This is a genomic window from Paenibacillus sp. Y660, assembly GCF_057221575.1.
Genome location: NZ_JBXBBJ010000009.1, coordinates 148410 through 166069 on the forward strand (window position 1 = coordinate 148410; position 17660 = coordinate 166069).

Consider the following 17660-nt stretch of genomic DNA (forward strand, 5'->3'; position numbering starts at 1 on the left):
GATTGAAGATCAAATAAGTTAAACGCTAGAGCAGCAGACCGCAGTCATGCGGAATGCTGGCTCTAGCGTTTTTTTATTCTCCTAGCGGTCGTTAAAGAGGTATAATAGTGTCAAAGTTCGACAGTTTCGGCTAAGTTAAGGAGCAGCGGGAGGAGAAAGCGGCTTGAAAAAAGTGTCGTTACGAACTAAAGGGTTGTTTTTGATTGTTCTCATTTCTTTTATCCCGCTGTTGATTGCCGGGGTGGGCAACTATTCCGCCGTGAAGGAAGCGATGCTTCAATCGGAGATTGAGAAGACTAGCAGCCGGCTAAGCAACCGCGCAAATGTATTGGCGTCATGGATGGCCATTCGCAAGGCAGAGGTTGTCGTGATGAGCCGCACGGAAGTCGTGCAATTCGGTACGGATGAAGAGCGGCTTAATTATTTTGGGCGTGAGCTCATTCGCGGCGGCTTCATTTATCAAGCGATCGGGTTTATTGATGAGAATGGACTCGGCTTGCATAGCGATGGAGGAAGGCAGGATATGAGCGGCGAGTCCTTCTTCCAAGAGGCTATCAAAGGTCAGGTGGTCATTACAGATCCTATAACGCCATCGTTTTCCGAAATGAGGCAATCGCTTATCGTTGTACCCGTATATGGGGTCATGAATGAAATCAAAGGGGTTGTGTATGCTTCTTTCGTATTCTCGACCTTGCGGCCATTCCTTGCGTTTGCAGACGAGAACTCGATTATACGTTTGTTTAATGATCGAGGAGGCATTCTATACCACTCGGATCAAGGCGCTCAGCTGCGTCCAAGCTTGTTCAATAAGCAATCCCCGCTTTATCCGATTGTAAACAAGGTTCTGGAAACGCAAGAGGGGATGACAGAGTTAAGTATTGAAGGCAAGGAATATGCCGTCTTCCACACGAAGGTAAGCGATACACCGTGGCGCTTTGCGCTGCAAGAGCCGATGTCGAAGCTGCAAGAGAAGATGAAGCCGATCTTTTGGCGTATTTTTACGACAATCGCCGTTTCGGAGATCATTATTGTTATCTTTTTCTATCTCTATTTCGAGCGTATTGTGAAGCGATTGGAGCGCATTCTAGGCGTTACGGAGCAGGCTGCTGCCGGGAGATTCGAGGCCGAGCATCTTGAGATTGAGCCGCATGATGAGATTGGCCAGCTCGGCCATTCCGTCAACGGCATGATGGAGCATCTGCAAGAGATGTTCGACCGGCTTGAGGCCATTATCAACCAGAACCAGTATGCCTTCATCGTTCTTGACGATCAATATAAGGTTTCCTATTTGAACAAAACGGCTGAGGAGATGCTTGGCTATAAAAGCGAGGAGCTGGCCGGGATTGCTACGCCGCTATTGTTCATAGATTTGGACGAGGTTCGCTTGGAAGCCGAGAAGCTCTCATTAGAGCTTGGCAGAGAGGTTAAGCCTGGCATTGATCTATTTAAGGAGCTTCGCAAACAGAGCTTCTCCTATGAGCGGGAATGGACCTTTATACATAAAGACGGTACGCGAATTCCAACGCTGCTTAGCTCGAATGGCCTGCGTGACCGCAATGGGCGTTTCTCGGGAGTCGTCGGCATGGTTCTGGATATTTCAGATCGCAAACAGATGGAGAAAACACGCAATCGCTTGCTCGACATTGTGGAATCAGCGAAGGATTTGATCGCCTCAGTCAACTCCGACGGCAAGGTCGTTTACATGAACCGCGCCGGCAGGGAGATGTTAGGCTTGCAAAGCGTTGTAGATGGCGAATATACCGTCAAACAGCATTCCCAGCCGGATATGTATGCGGAGCTTGTGAATGGAGCTATTTTAGCCAAAGAATTCGGGTACTGGGAAAGCGGAGCACAGCTGCTGAAGAGCAGCGGCGAGCCGCTTCATGTGTCGATGGTCGTCGTCGCTCATCAGAATGAAGATACGGGAGAGTTGTTTTTCTCATGCATCGCCCGTGATATTTCCGAGCAGAAGATCGTGCAGGAGGAGCTTGTGCGCGCAACGCTGGAGGCGGAGGAGGCGAATCAGGCAAAAAGCAGGTTCCTTGCACTGATGAGCCATGAGATTCGGACCCCGCTCAACGGGATTATTGGTTTGGCGCAGTTAATGCGCAAGACAGGGCTTTCCGCGTCGCAGAAGGATTATATGGATAAGATGAATACATCCTCTGAGACGCTTCTGCGCATTATCAATGATATTTTGGACTTCTCCAAAATTGAGGCAGGCAAGGTTGATATTGAACGATTGCCGTTCCAGCCGGATGAGCTCATGCACCGCATAACCGACCAGTTAAGCATTTTTATGGGGGGCAAGGAGCAATTCGAATTTATTGTCGATATGCCTGAGCATATGCCCCAGACGGTTATTGGGGATGCGCTGCGGCTTGAGCAGGTTCTTCTCAACCTGTGCATGAATGCCATCAAATTTACGAACCGAGGACGCGTGAAGCTGCAGCTGGAGCTTGTGGAGGAGTCGGATAACGTCGTGAGCATACGCTTCATCATCTCGGATACGGGCATTGGGATGAGCGCAGGACAGGTGGATAGGCTATTTAAACCCTTTACGCAGGCGGACGGGTCAACGACCCGGAAGTTTGGCGGCACGGGTCTTGGGCTGGTCATTTCAAAATCGTTGGTTGAATTGATGGGAGGCAGGCTGGAGGTTTCAAGCGAGGCTTATGTAGGCAGTCGGTTTTTCTTCACCCTTCCCTTCACCGTCCTTCACAAGTACAAGGAGCAGATCAGCCTGGTTCGGCAGGATTTGAAGGAGCAGCTTGTATGGATCGTTGAGGATGACGACGAGATGCGAGAGCATTGGAGTGAGATAATCGAGTCTATAGGCTTAACGCCTCTGCCGTTCCATTCGTGGAAGATGGCACGGGATCGCCTTCGCCGCATCGGAGAGGGTGCATTGCCGAAGCTCATTGTGCTGGATATGGAAATGCCCGATATGTACGGCGCGGAAACCTGGCTTGAGTTCCACTGCGACGCGGAGGCGGCAGGCGTCAAGACGATTGCGATGACGACCTCTTACGGTCGTGATGAGATGATGCAGCTGCCAGCAGAGCAAAGGCCGGTCATGCTGCTTATCAAGCCGATCATGCGAAGGGGCATGCTGCGTGCGATCGAAAGCGTCCTTGAGCAGAAGGGCATAAGCGCAAGCGAACAGGAAAGTGCGCCTCCCGTTGTGGAGATGCGGGAGAACGGTGTGAATACGCGCATTCTGCTAGCGGAGGACAATAAGATCAATCAGCTGGTCGCGATTGAAATATTGAAGGAGCAGGGTTACGAGTTGGGCTTAGCGGAGACCGGCGAGGAGGTTCTTCAAAAGCTAGCAGAAGAAAGCTGGGATCTCATATTGATGGATATTCATATGCCGATCATGGATGGCTCAGAGGCGGTTCGACTAATTCGCACCCAACCGATATATGATGATATTCCCATTATCGCAGTAACGGCAAATGTGCTTCGCAATGATCACGATCGGTATTTAAAGCTTGGCATGAATGATGTGGTGACAAAGCCGATCTCATCCGAGCGGCTGCATACGGTTATCACTTATTGGCTGAAGCAGGGCAGTGAGCAAATAGCGAAGTCAAAGGCCAAGCAAGAGCCGCTTGCAAAGGCAAATCGTTCCCCTGAATTAGACGCTGCAGCGGGCAGCGCTTTGCCGGACATAGCCGGAATGGATATGGCTGGCGCTCTGGCGAGAGTAAATGGGAAGCTGCCGATACTGCTGCATATGATGGAGCAGTTTATGCTCGATTACGATTCATTTGCCGATAAGCTGCGTATCGCGGTCAAGCAATCTGAGCTAACCGCAGTCAAACGAATGGCGCACACCCTGAAGGGAGCAGCCGGATATTTGTCTGCTTTTGAATTGTTGGAAGCGGTATGCGAGGCGGAGCGCATCGTTAAGCAGCCGCAGCTTGAGACAGAAAGCCTTCATGCCGCTATTGACCAGGTGGAAGAGAAGCTGAAGCAGCTAATGGACGGGCTTCGATATGCCAAAGAAGTATTCGACAATAAACACTAACAATTTTCTAACAAGTTGTTGTTCCTTTAATATCGGTATTGTATAGTAGAGATACGTTAAATATTTGACAGAAATCTTCTATCCTCAAAAAGGGTGACGACAATGTATAAAGTTTTAGTTATTGAAGATGACGTCATGATGAGTGATATGCTGTCTATGTATTTATCAGAAGAAGGCTATTCCGTCATGCAAGCCTACAGAGCGGACGAAGGGTTGAAGCTCACGTCAGAGTTTGTTCCTGACTTGGTGCTTCTTGATTTAATTCTGCCCGATTTGGACGGTATGGAGGTTTGTACACGCATAAGAAAGCACTCTAACGTGCCGATTATGATTCTATCCTTGAAGAGTGAAGTGTCTGAGAGGGTCCAGGCGTTGAAGGCTGGAGCGGATGACTACATGTGCAAGCCATTTAGCATGCACGAGATGACGGCTCGGGTAGAAGCATTGATTCGACGTTCGAATACGATGCAGGCTGAAACGAAGCAGCAGGCTGCTGCAGCGCTAGAAGCGATAGATGATCGTGAGCCGATCCAGCTTGATTTTGAAAGACGCCTATTGCTTGTTCGTGGTCAACTCGTTGAAACGACCTTCTCGGAATACGAGCTGATGAAGCTATTTCTAGCTTACCCAGGCAAGGTGTTCAGCAGGGAAGAACTTATAAATATGATTCGCGGCTTTGACTCCTTTGTGACGGACCGTGCCATCGACGTTCATATCGTCAATCTCCGCAAGAAGATCGAACAAAACCCGAAGGAGCCAAGGCTGATCCGGACGGTTTGGGGATTTGGCTATAAGTATACGGCCGAGCTTACAAGCAGCATTAGCCAAAGCTAAACGCAGCTGAGCTTCAGCTTATATTTCACCTAAGTGCCATTTCGCTGCTGCGGAGTGGTATTTTTTCTCTAGCCACACAATGAGGGATGTTAAGGCAGGTATTAAATTATCTAACATTCTCCTAAATAAATCCCCTAAATTTTCCTAATGTTTATATGACAGAATATTTAATTATAGTATTGGGACGGTGGTTGAACAAAATGGATGCGTTGACCGGTTTGCCTGGTCGCAACGAAGCTTTTGCACAGCTTGAAGTTGCCGTCAATGTCGTACGTGCGGCGGGTAAGCGTATGGTAGTGGCGTTGGTCGATTTGGATCGGTTTTATCGTGTGAATGAAACAATGGGAACAGAGTTTGGCAATGAAGTCCTTTGCATAATGGGGAAGCGGCTGGCAGAAGCAAGAATGGTATCTAAGACTGTGAGCAGGGTTGGAGGAAATCGATTTTTGGTAACGATGCCAATCGAGCATGATGATGGGCAAAGCCAGCAAGCGGTGGAAGAGATCAAAAATGCAATCGAGCGTCCTATAGATGTCGATGGGACTGAGCTGTATTTGACCACGAGCATCGGGGCAGCGTTGTTTCCACAGGATGGCCGTACAAGCGAGCAGCTGATAAGCCGGGCGGAGTTGGCCTTATACCAATCCAAGGAGCAGGGCGGCAACCAAGCTCGGTTTTATAATACGGAGGGTACTATCCATCTTAATCGTCGCATCGATATCGAAGCGGCACTGAGACCGGCTTTATCTTTGCAGCAATTCCATCTCAGCTACCAGCCTATCTATCGCATGAACGATGGCAGGCTAAGAGGATTCGAAGCGCTGATTAGGTGGCGGCACCCGGAGCTGGGCGTTATTACGCCAACGGAATTTATACCAATAGCCGAGCATAGCGGCCTGATCGTTCCTATCGGAGAATGGGTGCTGCGAGAAGCGTGCAGAATGCTCGCGAGTATGAGTGAATACGGTATGAATAGCTTGATTATGTCCATTAATATCTCGCCACTGCAGCTGCAGAATTCAGCATTTTCGCAGACGGTGCTTCATGCATGCCAAGATTATGGGCTTGAACCGACCTATTTTGAGCTCGAAATTACCGAAAATACGATGATTAACTCCACCGATACAGCCTTGTCCAACCTTAGCTGGCTTCGTGCCGCAGGCGTGCGCATTGTGCTTGATGATTTTGGCGTCGGCTCCTCTTCTCTCGCGAATTTAGAGCAGTTGCCAGTGCAAACTTTGAAGATCGACAAGTCATTTATCAAACAGATTGATCGCAATAGTGCGGAACAAATTATCGTCGAAGGCATCATTAAGCTTGCTCATAGGCTGGGGCTCGAGGTTATCGCCGAGGGCGTCGAATACAAGGAGCAATACGAACTGCTGAGTGAATGGGGCTGCAACTACGTACAGGGATTTCTTCTCGGCAAGCCGCAGGAGCCTGATGTGCTTGACCTTTCCATGATTCGCCGTGCCGACTACACCTTTGAAAATTAGGCATGCCCGGCGATTATTGCAGTGCCCGTTCTTAAAAAATATAAAAGACCTGTTTGGGCACAATAGGGGATGCGCCATCAGGTCTTTTTATCTATCCATAATCAGCATACTTCAAGATAAAGCTTTGTGCCGTCGTTATATTGGAAAATAGCCACATCACGTACCATTTCTACGGATTTAATTCTTCTCCATTTTTTGCGGAAATCAAAATCCAATTCCAGTTCATACAATTTATGATTAAGAAGATCTATGAATGCGGATTGTTCGTTAGGATAGTAGACAGGGACGGAACGACTTTTGAAGGTCACGATTTTCATCATTTCCTATAACACCTCCGATCAATTTCCCCCTATTCTAACGTAAACCTTTTAGCCTCTTATGAAACTGTCGTCAGAATTTTGTTTATTTTGTTGACACTTTTCTAACATTTTCGACATTTCCTGCATGTATTAGCTGGAATAGCTGCTGTACTTCTTCTTATAGTAACCGTGCCCGCGGTGAGGACGATCGTAAGGACGGTACCCGTTATGGTAATCACTGCTGCTGTAATGCCTTTGGCCGTGGCGCTTGCGTCCCATAAGCGAGTATAACAATCGTTTGAGAAGATGTTTTAGCATATGGTTAACCTCCTTAAGCTTAGTGTAATAAAAATGCTTCGAAAGCAAATGCTCACGATTCGTGAAACATTTCCAGCATCAAAAGCGTACGCTGTCTTATGGCAATAGTACGAATATTTATAGTTAAAGTTTCTGCAAGGCCGATAAATGGGCAACAGCAAGTGCTGCTGGGGGTAAATTTGAGATGTGGACTTGGATAGCAAGCAAATGCAAGGCTATGATCAACCATTGGCGGGACTATCCGCTTCCAAGAGGGAAGATTTGGATGGGACGGTACCGCATAGAGCATTTTATCGGCAGGGGCAGCTATGGTCAAGCTTATGCATGCACCGACATGGTCATGGGACATCAGGTCTTACTCAAGCTAAGCATGCCCAGCAAGAAGGAAATAGGCAGATTGCTGCTGGAGCGGGAAAGTATGATTTTGCAGCAACTAGATCATCCTCAAATTCCAAAGTGGTTCTCTTACGAGAAGCAAGGCCGTTATGAAGCGCTTGTCATGGAGTTTGTAGATGGCGATAATTTGGAGCATAAGCTGATGGAGCAGGGCCAAATCTATTCACTGAAGCAGTCGTTAGCCGTTATGAAGGAGCTATTGCTGCCGCTTGGTTATTTGCACTTAGCTGGATACGTGCATCGTGACGTACGCATACCGAATGTGCTGGACAAAGGCGGTCGTTTGTATTTAATTGATTATGGGCTCTCCTGCCGGATCGGTGAGCAGCTGCCGGCAGATCTGCGTACAGCTCTGAAGGAGACGGAGCGATTCAAGAATAATAGGTCTGACAGCAGCTGGTCTGGGGCAAAGCGCCGAATGAGACGGCCTGAACCTGCGAGCGACTTGTACGGATTAGGGCATTTGTTCCTGTTCATGATGTATGCCGGCTACGAATACGACGAAGGGCAGACGGAGCTTAGCTGGGAAGAGGAGCTGGAGCTCCCGCCGATTGTGAAGCAATTCGTTCGTAGACTTCTCCAGCAAAGCGAGCCAGGCTGGCAGTCCGCCGAGCATTGCAAGCAAGAGCTGGAGCTGCTCATCGCTGCTCTGCCGGAATAATCAGCTGAGCGATAGCGTGCGCATGATGTCTTGAAAGCTCTGATTGCTTCCGACATAGTAGATGAGCGCAATAAGGGTCAAATGAACCGGATAGAAGCTTCGCCATACCAAACGAGGTATTTTCACTTTGTCTGCGCTGCGCATGAAATCGGGCAAGAAGACGATCATAACGGTGGCAAAGATACTGAAGGCTTGAATGAACCAATCCTTTATCAGAAAGCTTACCACGTTAAGCAAGAAGTGAAACAATACAACCATAGCACAAAGAATGCGAGAGAATATGAACAAGGAAGACCTCCAAGCCGCTTTGCGCGAATAAGGAGGTCTTCATTGGTTCGTATTGAGCTGACTAAAGGCCTGCGTTCTTCTGAAGCCGCCGTGCAATTTCAATAAAATCCTCTTGTGAGATGCCAGGCGCAAATTCCTCAGGCACCTCGCTCAAATCGGGCATGGGGACACCTTGCGGAGCGCCTTGAATAACCTCAAGCTGAGCGCCGGTGAGCGGATTTTGGCCGTTCCAAATAAGAACGATATCCTTGTAGTCATTTGGACTGAAGGTATACAGCTTATTGCCAAGCCCCATAGCTTCATATTTCCGCGCCGTCTCAAAGCAATTGTTGCTTAGATCCGGTATAGGAATGAGCTTCTTCACATCAACGCCTGTCGCGATTTCCAGAGCTTTGGCGTAAGCCAGCACATGTACGCCGCCTCTAACAAGCAAGTATCCGATCATCGCACGTGCTGTCGGATGGTCGGTCATCTCATAGACGCGCATCTTATGCGTTCGCGCCCCGCACTCCAAGAAGAAATTATGAAGCAGGTCAAGCACGAGATTCCCGCTGCTGAACACATTATCACCTGTCCAAGCACGGCCCATAGAATCGCCAGGCAAGGAGGTTTGCGCGGTTTGAATGAAGAAGTAGCTGTTGCGCTTGTTGACTCCCTCCCTCAGAGGAGTCGAATTGGGATCGCCAGTACTTGTGGTCCCTGTAAGTACCATGTTAATTGCTGTGGAAACAAGCTCCACATGGCCGAATTCCTCAGCCGTTATGCTTGATACAAGATCATAGAAGGGCTTGAGCTTCTTTTTCTCGCGAAAATTAAAGGATTGATACATGTAGTTGTTCAAGGTTGACATCTCGCCAAACTTTCCGCCAAGCAGCTCCTGCACGGCAGCTGCGGCATTCGCATCCGCATAAGGAGAAGGCGGTAGCTCTACCTGAAGCCTGTTTATTCGTTCAATCATGAGCATGCTCACCTCTTTTCATCGACAATTCCAGTTATTCATATCTATGACAGCTTTCGCGGCCATAGACCGTCGTTGTCAAAAGGGACAGCCTATTGTCGAATGGACAGACTTAATGGATTAGGCTAGAGCAGCGTTATGACGAGCAGCTCGTAGAGAATGAGCGGCAGCACGGCGCTATAGGGATTCATGAATGCGCGTGAATCACGCATCGTACATTGCAAATACAAGACACAGTGATCGATGTGCATAATCGTTCCTTCGTAGACATGGCCATCTACCATTTGGACACAAACGTATTTGTTCATGTGGCCGCCGCACTTGCCCATAACGCGATCGCGTACCTCCATTACCATGGCCGTATGCTTCGGATCAGCTTCATAGAGTACCGGTGCAGTATTCTCCATAGCCATTTGCCCCATCGGCATATTGCTGGCGTTCGGCATGCCGCCCATTTGCCCCATGTTCGGCATATTGCTCATGCTGCCGGGAGCTGCCATGCCGCCCATCAGCCCCATGTTCGGCAAATTGCCCATGCTGCCGGGAGCTGCCATGCCGCCCATCAGCCCCATATTCGGCATATTGCCCATGCTGCCGGGAGCTGCCATGCCGCCCATCTGCCCCATATTCGGCATATTGCCCATGCTGCCGGGAGCTGCCATGCTGCCCATTTGCCCCATGTTCTGCATATTGCTCATGCTGCCGGGGGCAGCCATACCGCCCATCTGCCCCATGTTCGGCATATTGCCCATGCTGCCGGGGGCTGCCATGCCGCCCATCTGCCCCATGTTCGGCATATTGCCCATGTTGCCGATACTGCCCATTTTCATCTTTTTTTCTGCCAAGCCAAAGACCTCCATTCGAATGGTATGACATATAGGTATGCAGGAAGGAGTCGGGTCATACAACATAATGAATAGTCAGATTTCAACGATTGACGGGTACCACTCGTCCATACCAATCTCTTGAATTTGCATAGAATAGAGTAAGTTCGAGAGGGAGGGGGGATAGAAATGTCCGCCAATTTGAAACTGAAAGTTCGCAATGTGAAAACTTCACGCAAAACAACTAGCCGCGCTCGTATCTCTAATTGCAAATGCAATGACAATCACAAAAGCTGTGGCCGCAAAGAAGACCCAGCAGTCGAAGGTGTGCAGGAAGCAGGAAAAGAATTAAGCGAAATCTTCAAGCAATTGAAAGACGAACGTACTGCGGCAATGCTTGTCAGAGCTATTCGCTGCCGCGACGCAAAAGCTATTCAAAAATTGCTTGATTGCAATTGTCGTGTTGTCAATTTCTTCTGTACGCGCGATAAAGATTGCGTGAGAATTTGCTGCCAATTCGGAAGATACAATGATGTAACCGTTACTTTCGATATTTGCATTAGAAGAGTGCAGGATGAGTGCCGTCGCAACAATTTCTGGTAATTTTGTTTAATGAGAAGGGCTGCCCAAGCATGTGGGCAGTCCTTTTGTTGATTTGTAGAAATCACGGGGGCTCTGTTAGCCGCATACGCTATAGGAGTGAGAGCTTAGAAGGCTGAACAAGAATGGAGGGGAAAAGGATGCCGCAAATACCTAATTTCCCGCAAGAGCTGCTTGATGAACACAAAGTATGGCATCATACGAATCATCTGGTTCCAGGGACAGTGCCGCCGCCAGGCTATGGAGAGCGCTTCCTGCGATTTCATCGTGACTTCATTAATCGGGTTTACAGATGGCATGACTCAATGGGCTACGACCGAAGCTGGATCGCGGGGTGGAGCCAAATTCCGGAAGGTATTCGGCGTTCTGACTGCTTTGATGCGAGAGCGGAGCAGAGAGTGCAATACAATCTGGAATCGTTCGCGTCAGTCGATCAGTTAGGCAGCTTTATAGAAAGCAATCTGCATGGCTGTTTTCATGAAATGACGGCGCAGCTGTACAATCAGCCGGAGCTGAATGACTTTGATCTTGCGCCGCGCAATACGGAGTTTTATAACATCCATGGATTGATTGATCAGTGGTATACCAATTGGGAGCGAATTTCGGGAGTACGCGGTCAAGCAAGCGAAAGCGCTGCAGGCATTACGTACAGCCATGCAGCGCCCGAAGTACGTTCGCATAAAAAGAATGTTCGCGAGGCACGAATTGATTCGCTTGAACAAAGCGCGAAACGCTCGTTAGCTGCCCGCTCTGCTCGCCAAGCTCGACGCCCAGCGCAGACACCTCGGATAAAGAGCCTTCAAACATCGCAATTAGCTCATCAAGGTCAGCCTCGTACACGCCGGCCACTTCTTCTGGCTGCAGCCGCAGCTCAGTTAAAGGCACTTCGCAAACGAGGGCAAAAACGTCGCTGACCTCGCGGTCGATGAAGGGCTTGCCATTAACTTCGCCGTGGGCATCCTCGCGTATTTGTCCGAGCGGGATAAGCTCCTCGAACTGGGCGCTTACGCCAAGCTCTTCCTCCAGCTCGCGCATCGCTTCGCGGATGGTCTCCCCCGCGGCCAAATGGCCGGCTGCCGTAATGTCGTAGCAGCCCGGATTCGTATCCTTGCTGGCCTGGCGCAGCTGGAACCGCACGAATCGGCGGTTTCCCTCGCGCCGTGTCAGCCAGCAATGAAAGGTCCGATGCCAGTAGCCCTTCGCGTGCGTCTCTGCGCGCGTCGCCGTACCAAGCGGCCGAAGCTGTTCGTCATAGATGTCGAACAGTTCCTCAGCCATGCGCGGCAGCCTCCAGCTGGGACGTGCAGTGCTTGCAGCGCGTAGCCTTGATCGGCACATTGGACAAGCAGTACGGGCATTCCTTCTCGGTTGCTTCTACAGGAGCCTCTACTTTCTTCTCGTTGCGGCGAAGAACATTGATGACTTTGACAAGCAGGAAGATACAGAAAGCAACGATTAAAAAGTCCAGCATGACGTTGATGAATTGACCGTAATTTATGTACGGAGCCGTGGCCGGGTTCTTTAGCGCATCTATTTCTGTTTTAGAATAAAGTGGTATCGCTAAATCTTTAAAATCAACTCCACCCAAAATCCTGCCAATAGGCGGCATAATAATATCGTTGACGAGCGAAGTGACGATTTTGCCGAACGCTCCTCCAATAATGACGCCGACAGCTAAGTCGATAACATTGCCTTTCATCGCAAATTCTTTAAATTCCTTAACGATTTTCATACTTTTCCTCCTAAAAATGTTGTGAAGCAAAAACGAGTTGCACAAGCAAGACTATTATTTTCATCTGGTATTGCCCTGTTTCTACTACTGTCATTCTAACATAAATGCCGAAGTAGGGAAGATGTGAAACACCCTCTGGAATTATGACAGAAACCTGCGATATTTTGTATAAAAAGAGAGGGTTTTAATGAAAATTGTCGAACTTCATTACTAGTAAGTGAATTTATGGATATTCAAGGAGTCCTATGACCCAGTCTATAATCATTGGAAATCCCTACTATTTAGTTTTGTCTATCATCATTATTTGCTTTGCCGCCTATACGATGCTCAATATGATTGAGCAGCCGCAGCCTCGCGAGCGGGCAAATGGATTCAATTGGATGATAGGCGGAGCCTTCGTATTTGGATTAGGTCTGTGGACGATGCACGTCGTATCTTTGCTTGCTTCAGAATATCGAATGCTAATGGATTGGAGCATGCTGCTTGTCATAATCGTATGCGCCATAATCGTCTATGCTGCACTGTCAGTGTTTAGAAAGCAGGAGCTGAGGCGAGGACGTTATTTTTTTAGTGCTCTATTAATGGCGCTTGGTTCTACGAAGCTCCAATACATGTCCATGCTGTCTGATTCGGTTATTATTTTAAAAATGAATTGGCTGCTCTATTTGCTTTCCTATATTGTTAGTTTTATAGGCGCTTATATAGCCTTTCGCAGTCTGGAATCCAAGAAGAGAATGTATAAGCTCAAAAGCAGCTTGTCGCTTGGATTGTCCAATATGGTCATGCATCAGATTAGCCTGTATGCGCTGCAAATCGAATATAATGATATTTTATCAACGGATTTATTAAACGAGTATTTGCGACTGCTTGCCTTCTTGCTCGGGCTGTCCACTTTAATTATTCTGAGCTTTAGTCTGACGACTTGGCTGAATGCGAGCAAATACAGCCAGATCGATGAACGGTATAAGCTGCTAGTCGAGAACTCTATGGATACGATCGCTTTAATTCGTGAATGCAAATGGGAGTTTATGAACCGTGCTGGCCTGCGTTTGTTTGAAATACAGTCGGAGAAGGAAATCATCGGGTCTAGTTTATACCAGCTTCTTGATGAGAAGCATCATAGTGAGATGGCAGCATGGCTAGCTGCGGGACAAGAGGGCGAGGAATCGCCTTATAAGCCGATTGAGCTGCAATGGATGTCGATACAAGGCAAGCCTCTCCATACGGAAATGGTCAGGGCAAGCTCCGCTTTTTCGGAAAAGGAGATTGTGCAGGTCATTATTCGCGATATTTCCGAGCGCAAGAAGAACGAGGAATTGCTTATTAATTCGGAAAAGCTCAATGTTGCAGGTCAATTAGCTGCTGGCATTGCCCATGAGATTCGAAATCCGCTCACCTCGTTAAAGGGCTTTCTGCAGCTCATCTCAACCGGCAGGGGCAATATCAGCAGCTTCTACGAAATCATGAAATCTGAGCTTGTACGCATCGAATCCATCGTGAGTGAATTGCTTATGCTCTCCAAGCCGCAAATTTATGATTTTGTGCATAAGGATTCGCGCCAAATTATGTCGGAGACAGTAAACCTGCTGGAAACGCAGGCCATTTTGCACAACGTCACCATTGAATTCCACACTGATTATCGCCCGCTATGGGTATTAGGCGTCGAGAATCAATTGAAGCAAGTGTTAATTAACGTTCTCAAAAATGCAATAGAAGCGATGCCCGGCGGGGGCGTAGTTACGATTAATATGTCCCTTGATGAAGCTCGCGGGGTAATGATACGAATCAAGGATGAAGGACCGGGTATCCCGACTGAGCAGCTGTCCAAGATCGGACAGCCCTTCTATACGACAAAGGATAAAGGGACGGGCCTCGGTTTAATGGTTACATACAAAATCGTAGACAACCATCAGGGCCAAATTACGGCGGAGACTGAGATTGGGGTAGGGACGACCTTTATTATTCAGCTGCCTTACAAGGTACCGCCGGTAATTGAAACCTAATTTTGAAGGTGCCGTAATATGCTTAAGCAGTGACGAATTGACGATATTTTAAGTGGGGGTTGATTAGATGTTTAATCGTTTTTTGGCGAGTATCGGTATTGGCTCAGCGAAGATTGATACAGTATTAGAGAAGGCTCGCTATGCACCCGGTGATGAGGTTCGCGGCATTGTGAAGATTCAAGGCGGCAACGTGGAGCAGCGTATCGAAACGATACAATTGTCTGTCATGACCGAATATATACGCGAGAGCAATGATACAAAAATAACTCAGCACGGTTCGGTAGGCCGCTACCATGTCAGTGCGCCTTTCACGCTGCAAGCAGGCGAAAGCCGCGAGGTTCCTTTTTCCTTCCAGCTTCCGCATCAAACCCCGCTTACGATTGGACGCGCACCCGTATGGGTGAAGACGGAGCTGGACGTTCGCGGCGGTGTTGATCCTGGCGACAATGACCGCATCGAGGTCGTTCCTTCCGCTCCAATGAATACGGTGCTGGAGGCGCTGAATCTGCTGGGCTTCCGATTGCGCAAGGCGGAATGCGAGTATTCCTCGCGTCTTGGCGGCAAAATGCCATTTGTCCAAGAGCTTGAGTTCGTACCGACCACGCAGTTCCGCGGGCAGCTGGATGAGCTTGAGGTTATGTTCTATCCGTCAGATCGCGAGCTGGAGCTGGTGCTGCAGATCGATCGGCGTGCGCGCGGCTTATCCAGCTTTTTTGCAGAGGCGATGGATATGGATGAGTCTTTCGTTCGCACTCGCTTTACGAATGAACAGCTGGCAGCAGGATCCAATGCGATCGCCCATCAGCTGTCCGACATTATTTCGCGTTATGCTTAAGAAGGCCAGCGAATAGAAGGCAGCTCGGGAGTGCTCTGCAGGAGCATTTCTGGGCTGTTTTTGTTTGTACATGCAGGTTAAGCAAGCGGTAGTGAACAAATGGTTTTTTTCGGTATAATAGCTGAAGGAGGGATTTACGTTGGCAGAACCGCTTAAAGCAATGTATGACGGCTTATTTCTAGAACAATTTGCAAGCTTGGTGAAAACAGCATGGCGTCCGTTTGACGAGGCTCTATTCGTCGAGCGCGTAAGGGACGGCAACTGGGAGCAGCTTGAGCTCAAGGCGCGATCGCGGAAAATAACAGAAGCGCTGGGTGCCTCATTGCCGCAATCCTATGAAGAGGCGCTCGCTGTTTTATATCAAATAGATGAAAAATGTACGGGGCTGCCGTATTTGTTTTTTCCGGATTTCGTGGAAGTATTCGGAATGAAACCGCAGCACTGGGAGCTATCGCTAGCTGCGCTGAAACGTTTTACAGCGCGTTCAACCTCAGAATTCGCCATACGAGCTTTTATTCTGAGCGATCCAAAGCGTTTGGCTCGGGAAATGCTCGAATGGGCAGACCATCCGAATGAGCATGTTAGACGGCTTGCGAGTGAAGGCATTAGACCGCGACTGCCATGGGCGCAGGCGCTGCCGCTCTTTAAGCGCGATCCATCGCCGATTATTCCTATTTTGGACAAGCTAAAGCGCGATCCTTCTCTCTACGTACGCAAGAGCGTGGCGAACAATTTGAATGATATCGCGAAGGATCATCCGGAGCTTGTTACCCAGCTTGCTGCAGCTTGGAGCGGCGAGGATGTGAGGACGGATTGGATTATCCGGCATGGCTGCCGCACGCTCATTAAGCAATCCAATCCGCAGATTATGGCCTTGTTCGGTTATGCCAAAAATGAGACGGAGGAAGATGCGCTCCCGCTCGTAACCGCAGCCGCATTAGAGGTAGAACCCGGTTCGGTTGCGATCGGAGGCGAGGTTTCTTTACGTTATCGTGTGCAGCTGCGGGAAGGCGAGCCTGCAAAGCTTCGAATCGAATATGGCATTGACTTCGTGAAGTCTGGCGGAAAAACTTCGTTGAAGCGGTTTTTGCTCTCGGATCGCGAGTACGCTGGAGGCGCTTCCGCATCGGGTACAAGAGTACATCGCTTTGCGGACCTATCGACGCGCAAGCATTATAGCGGGCTTCACCGCTTCACGTTATGGGTAAATGGGAAAGAGGCGGCCGATTCCGAGCTGCTTGTGATGGAGGCTGAAGCAACATGACGATTGGTGCCAGAGTATTGAAAACGGGGATGGCTGTCGCGTTAGCGATCTACTTAAGCAGCTTGTTTGGCTTCGCATCCCCGCTCATTGCTGCCGTTGCAGCTATTTTTACGATTCAGCCATCGATTTATAGGTCATGGCAGCGCGTTGCGGATCAGGTGCAAACGAATCTCCTTGGTGCCTTCATTGCTATCATAGCCGTTCGGTTGTTCGGACATACGCCAATTGCGGCGGGCCTTGTCTGTATTCTAGTCATTCTGATCAGCATTCGCTTGAAGATGGAAAGCACAATTAGCCTGACGCTTGTGACGGTCGTCGCGATCATGGAAGCGAATGGACAGGGCTGGGATGTAGCGATTGGGCGGATATTGATGGTTCTTACCGGTATCGGAGCGTCATTCTTTGTCAACGTGCTCGTATTCCCGCCGCGCCCTAGGAAGCAGTTCACCGAGCAGGTGCACCAGGCCTACTCACAGCTCTCTTTGCTCCTGCGAACGGCTATTTCCAATGAGATGAAGGAGCAGGTATTCCGTCAGGAGAAGGATAAGCTTCACGTGACGCTGAGGAAGCTGGAGGAGCGCCATGCCGTATTCGAAGAGGAGCGCAAAGTGCTTGCAAGGGCGAGGACAAGTCATGCCAGGCAGCTGCTTGTGTCCAAGCAAATGATCAAGACGCTGCAAAAAGGGGCCGATCTTCTTGATGTCGTGGAGGAGCATTATTTTGCTTCGCCAAGCGCGGGAGAGTGGGCGCTGCGCTTCGATCGGCAAATTGAGGAATTATCAAAGTATCACGAGCAAATTTTGCTCAAGGCAGAGGATAAAATGAAGCCGAATGCGCAAATCGAGCCGGAGGAAGAGCGTGAAGCGCGGTTCGTAAATGATTTAACGGCATACATCATGGATGATCTGGATGAGCATAAGCGCCTCGTCTTTGTCGCTTCTGGGCTATTCGAATATGCGTACCATCTGCGTCGATTAGAGAAGCTTCTCGATCAGGTGCAGCAGCGCGAGGAGAAACCGAAGCGCGGCGCTGATGAATCGGAGGCTGCTGAGAAGCAATGAGGCTTCGCATGACCGTCACAGCTATAGAACGATAACATAACAGCAGGCCGGAGCGTCG

General features: G+C 49.1%; 17 protein-coding genes. 10 read left to right on the forward strand and 7 right to left on the reverse strand.

Translation table 11 applies throughout. From position 1 onward, the window contains the following. Nucleotides 1-172: 172 nt before the first annotated feature. The 3 genes from AC2TDN_RS13130 (at nt 173) to AC2TDN_RS13140 (ending at nt 6363) form a co-directional block, all read left to right on the forward strand. Nucleotides 173-4033: a response regulator gene (locus AC2TDN_RS13130; protein ID WP_484688337.1), complete on the forward strand. Its 3861-nt coding sequence runs from the start codon at nt 173-175 to the stop codon at nt 4031-4033. A gap of 102 nt (nt 4034-4135) precedes the next feature. After that, complete coding sequence (locus tag AC2TDN_RS13135; RefSeq protein WP_482068469.1) at nt 4136-4867, forward strand: response regulator transcription factor; 732 nt, start codon at nt 4136-4138, stop codon at nt 4865-4867. A 200-nt stretch (nt 4868-5067) separates the two neighbouring features. Next, the gene (locus tag AC2TDN_RS13140) at nt 5068-6363 is read left to right on the forward strand and encodes a putative bifunctional diguanylate cyclase/phosphodiesterase (protein WP_484688294.1); all 1296 of its coding nucleotides are present in this window, start codon (nt 5068-5070) and stop codon (nt 6361-6363) included. 101 nt (nt 6364-6464) lie between these two features. On the opposite strand, the gene AC2TDN_RS13145 is transcribed toward AC2TDN_RS13140, so the two are convergent. Both AC2TDN_RS13145 and AC2TDN_RS13150 read right to left on the reverse strand, forming a co-directional pair. Continuing rightward, complete coding sequence (locus AC2TDN_RS13145; protein WP_482068471.1) at nt 6465-6683, reverse strand: hypothetical protein; 219 nt, start codon at nt 6681-6683, stop codon at nt 6465-6467. A 129-nt stretch (nt 6684-6812) separates the two neighbouring features. Next, entirely contained in the window at nt 6813-6980 is a 168-nt protein-coding gene (locus tag AC2TDN_RS13150) for a hypothetical protein (RefSeq protein WP_484688295.1), read from the reverse strand. 184 nt (nt 6981-7164) lie between these two features. Here AC2TDN_RS13150 and AC2TDN_RS13155 point away from each other — a divergent pair, with 184 nt between their 5' ends. Beyond that, nucleotides 7165-8037, forward strand: a complete 873-nt coding sequence (locus AC2TDN_RS13155; RefSeq protein ID WP_484688296.1) for a serine/threonine protein kinase — start codon at nt 7165-7167, stop codon at nt 8035-8037. On the opposite strand, the gene AC2TDN_RS13160 is transcribed toward AC2TDN_RS13155, so the two are convergent. The 3 genes from AC2TDN_RS13160 to AC2TDN_RS13170 all read right to left on the reverse strand — a co-directional run bounded on the left by AC2TDN_RS13160 (nt 8038) and on the right by AC2TDN_RS13170 (nt 10128). Next, on the reverse strand, nt 8038-8325 hold the full coding sequence (locus tag AC2TDN_RS13160; protein WP_484688297.1) for a hypothetical protein: 288 nt from the start codon (nt 8323-8325) through the stop codon (nt 8038-8040). A gap of 61 nt (nt 8326-8386) precedes the next feature. Beyond that, a complete protein-coding gene (locus tag AC2TDN_RS13165) occupies nt 8387-9283 on the reverse strand; it encodes a manganese catalase family protein (RefSeq protein WP_484688298.1) in 897 nt (298 codons plus the stop codon). A gap of 125 nt (nt 9284-9408) precedes the next feature. Then, nucleotides 9409-10128: a hypothetical protein gene (locus AC2TDN_RS13170; protein WP_484688299.1), complete on the reverse strand. Its 720-nt coding sequence runs from the start codon at nt 10126-10128 to the stop codon at nt 9409-9411. A 168-nt stretch (nt 10129-10296) separates the two neighbouring features. Here AC2TDN_RS13170 and AC2TDN_RS13175 point away from each other — a divergent pair, with 168 nt between their 5' ends. Together AC2TDN_RS13175 and AC2TDN_RS13180 are read left to right on the forward strand one after the other, a co-directional pair. After that, the gene (locus AC2TDN_RS13175) at nt 10297-10710 is read left to right on the forward strand and encodes a hypothetical protein (protein ID WP_482067715.1); all 414 of its coding nucleotides are present in this window, start codon (nt 10297-10299) and stop codon (nt 10708-10710) included. Between the two features lie 174 nt (nt 10711-10884). Then, nucleotides 10885-11148 (forward strand): hypothetical protein, encoded by a 264-nt coding sequence (locus tag AC2TDN_RS13180; RefSeq protein WP_484688300.1) that lies wholly within the window; start codon nt 10885-10887, stop codon nt 11146-11148. Between the two features lie 201 nt (nt 11149-11349). On the opposite strand, the gene AC2TDN_RS13185 is transcribed toward AC2TDN_RS13180, so the two are convergent. Continuing rightward, nucleotides 11350-11985, reverse strand: coding sequence for an NUDIX hydrolase (locus AC2TDN_RS13185; RefSeq protein ID WP_484688301.1), 636 nt, complete (start codon nt 11983-11985; stop codon nt 11350-11352). Further along, a complete protein-coding gene (mscL, locus tag AC2TDN_RS13190) occupies nt 11978-12439 on the reverse strand; it encodes a large-conductance mechanosensitive channel protein MscL (RefSeq protein WP_484688302.1) in 462 nt (153 codons plus the stop codon). Before mscL ends, AC2TDN_RS13185 begins: the two co-directional genes overlap by 8 nt. 245 nt (nt 12440-12684) lie before the next feature. Here mscL and AC2TDN_RS13195 point away from each other — a divergent pair, with 245 nt between their 5' ends. The 4 genes from AC2TDN_RS13195 (at nt 12685) to AC2TDN_RS13210 (ending at nt 17602) form a co-directional block, all read left to right on the forward strand. Further along, entirely contained in the window at nt 12685-14442 is a 1758-nt protein-coding gene (locus AC2TDN_RS13195; RefSeq protein WP_484688303.1) for an ATP-binding protein, read from the forward strand. Between the two features lie 67 nt (nt 14443-14509). Then, a complete protein-coding gene (locus tag AC2TDN_RS13200; RefSeq protein WP_484688304.1) occupies nt 14510-15277 on the forward strand; it encodes a sporulation protein in 768 nt (255 codons plus the stop codon). A gap of 139 nt (nt 15278-15416) precedes the next feature. After that, complete coding sequence (locus AC2TDN_RS13205; protein WP_482067721.1) at nt 15417-16541, forward strand: DNA alkylation repair protein; 1125 nt, start codon at nt 15417-15419, stop codon at nt 16539-16541. Beyond that, nucleotides 16538-17602, forward strand: a complete 1065-nt coding sequence (locus AC2TDN_RS13210; RefSeq protein WP_484688305.1) for an FUSC family protein — start codon at nt 16538-16540, stop codon at nt 17600-17602. The genes AC2TDN_RS13205 and AC2TDN_RS13210 overlap by 4 nt, the downstream gene beginning before the upstream one ends. Nucleotides 17603-17660: the final 58 nt, after the last annotated feature.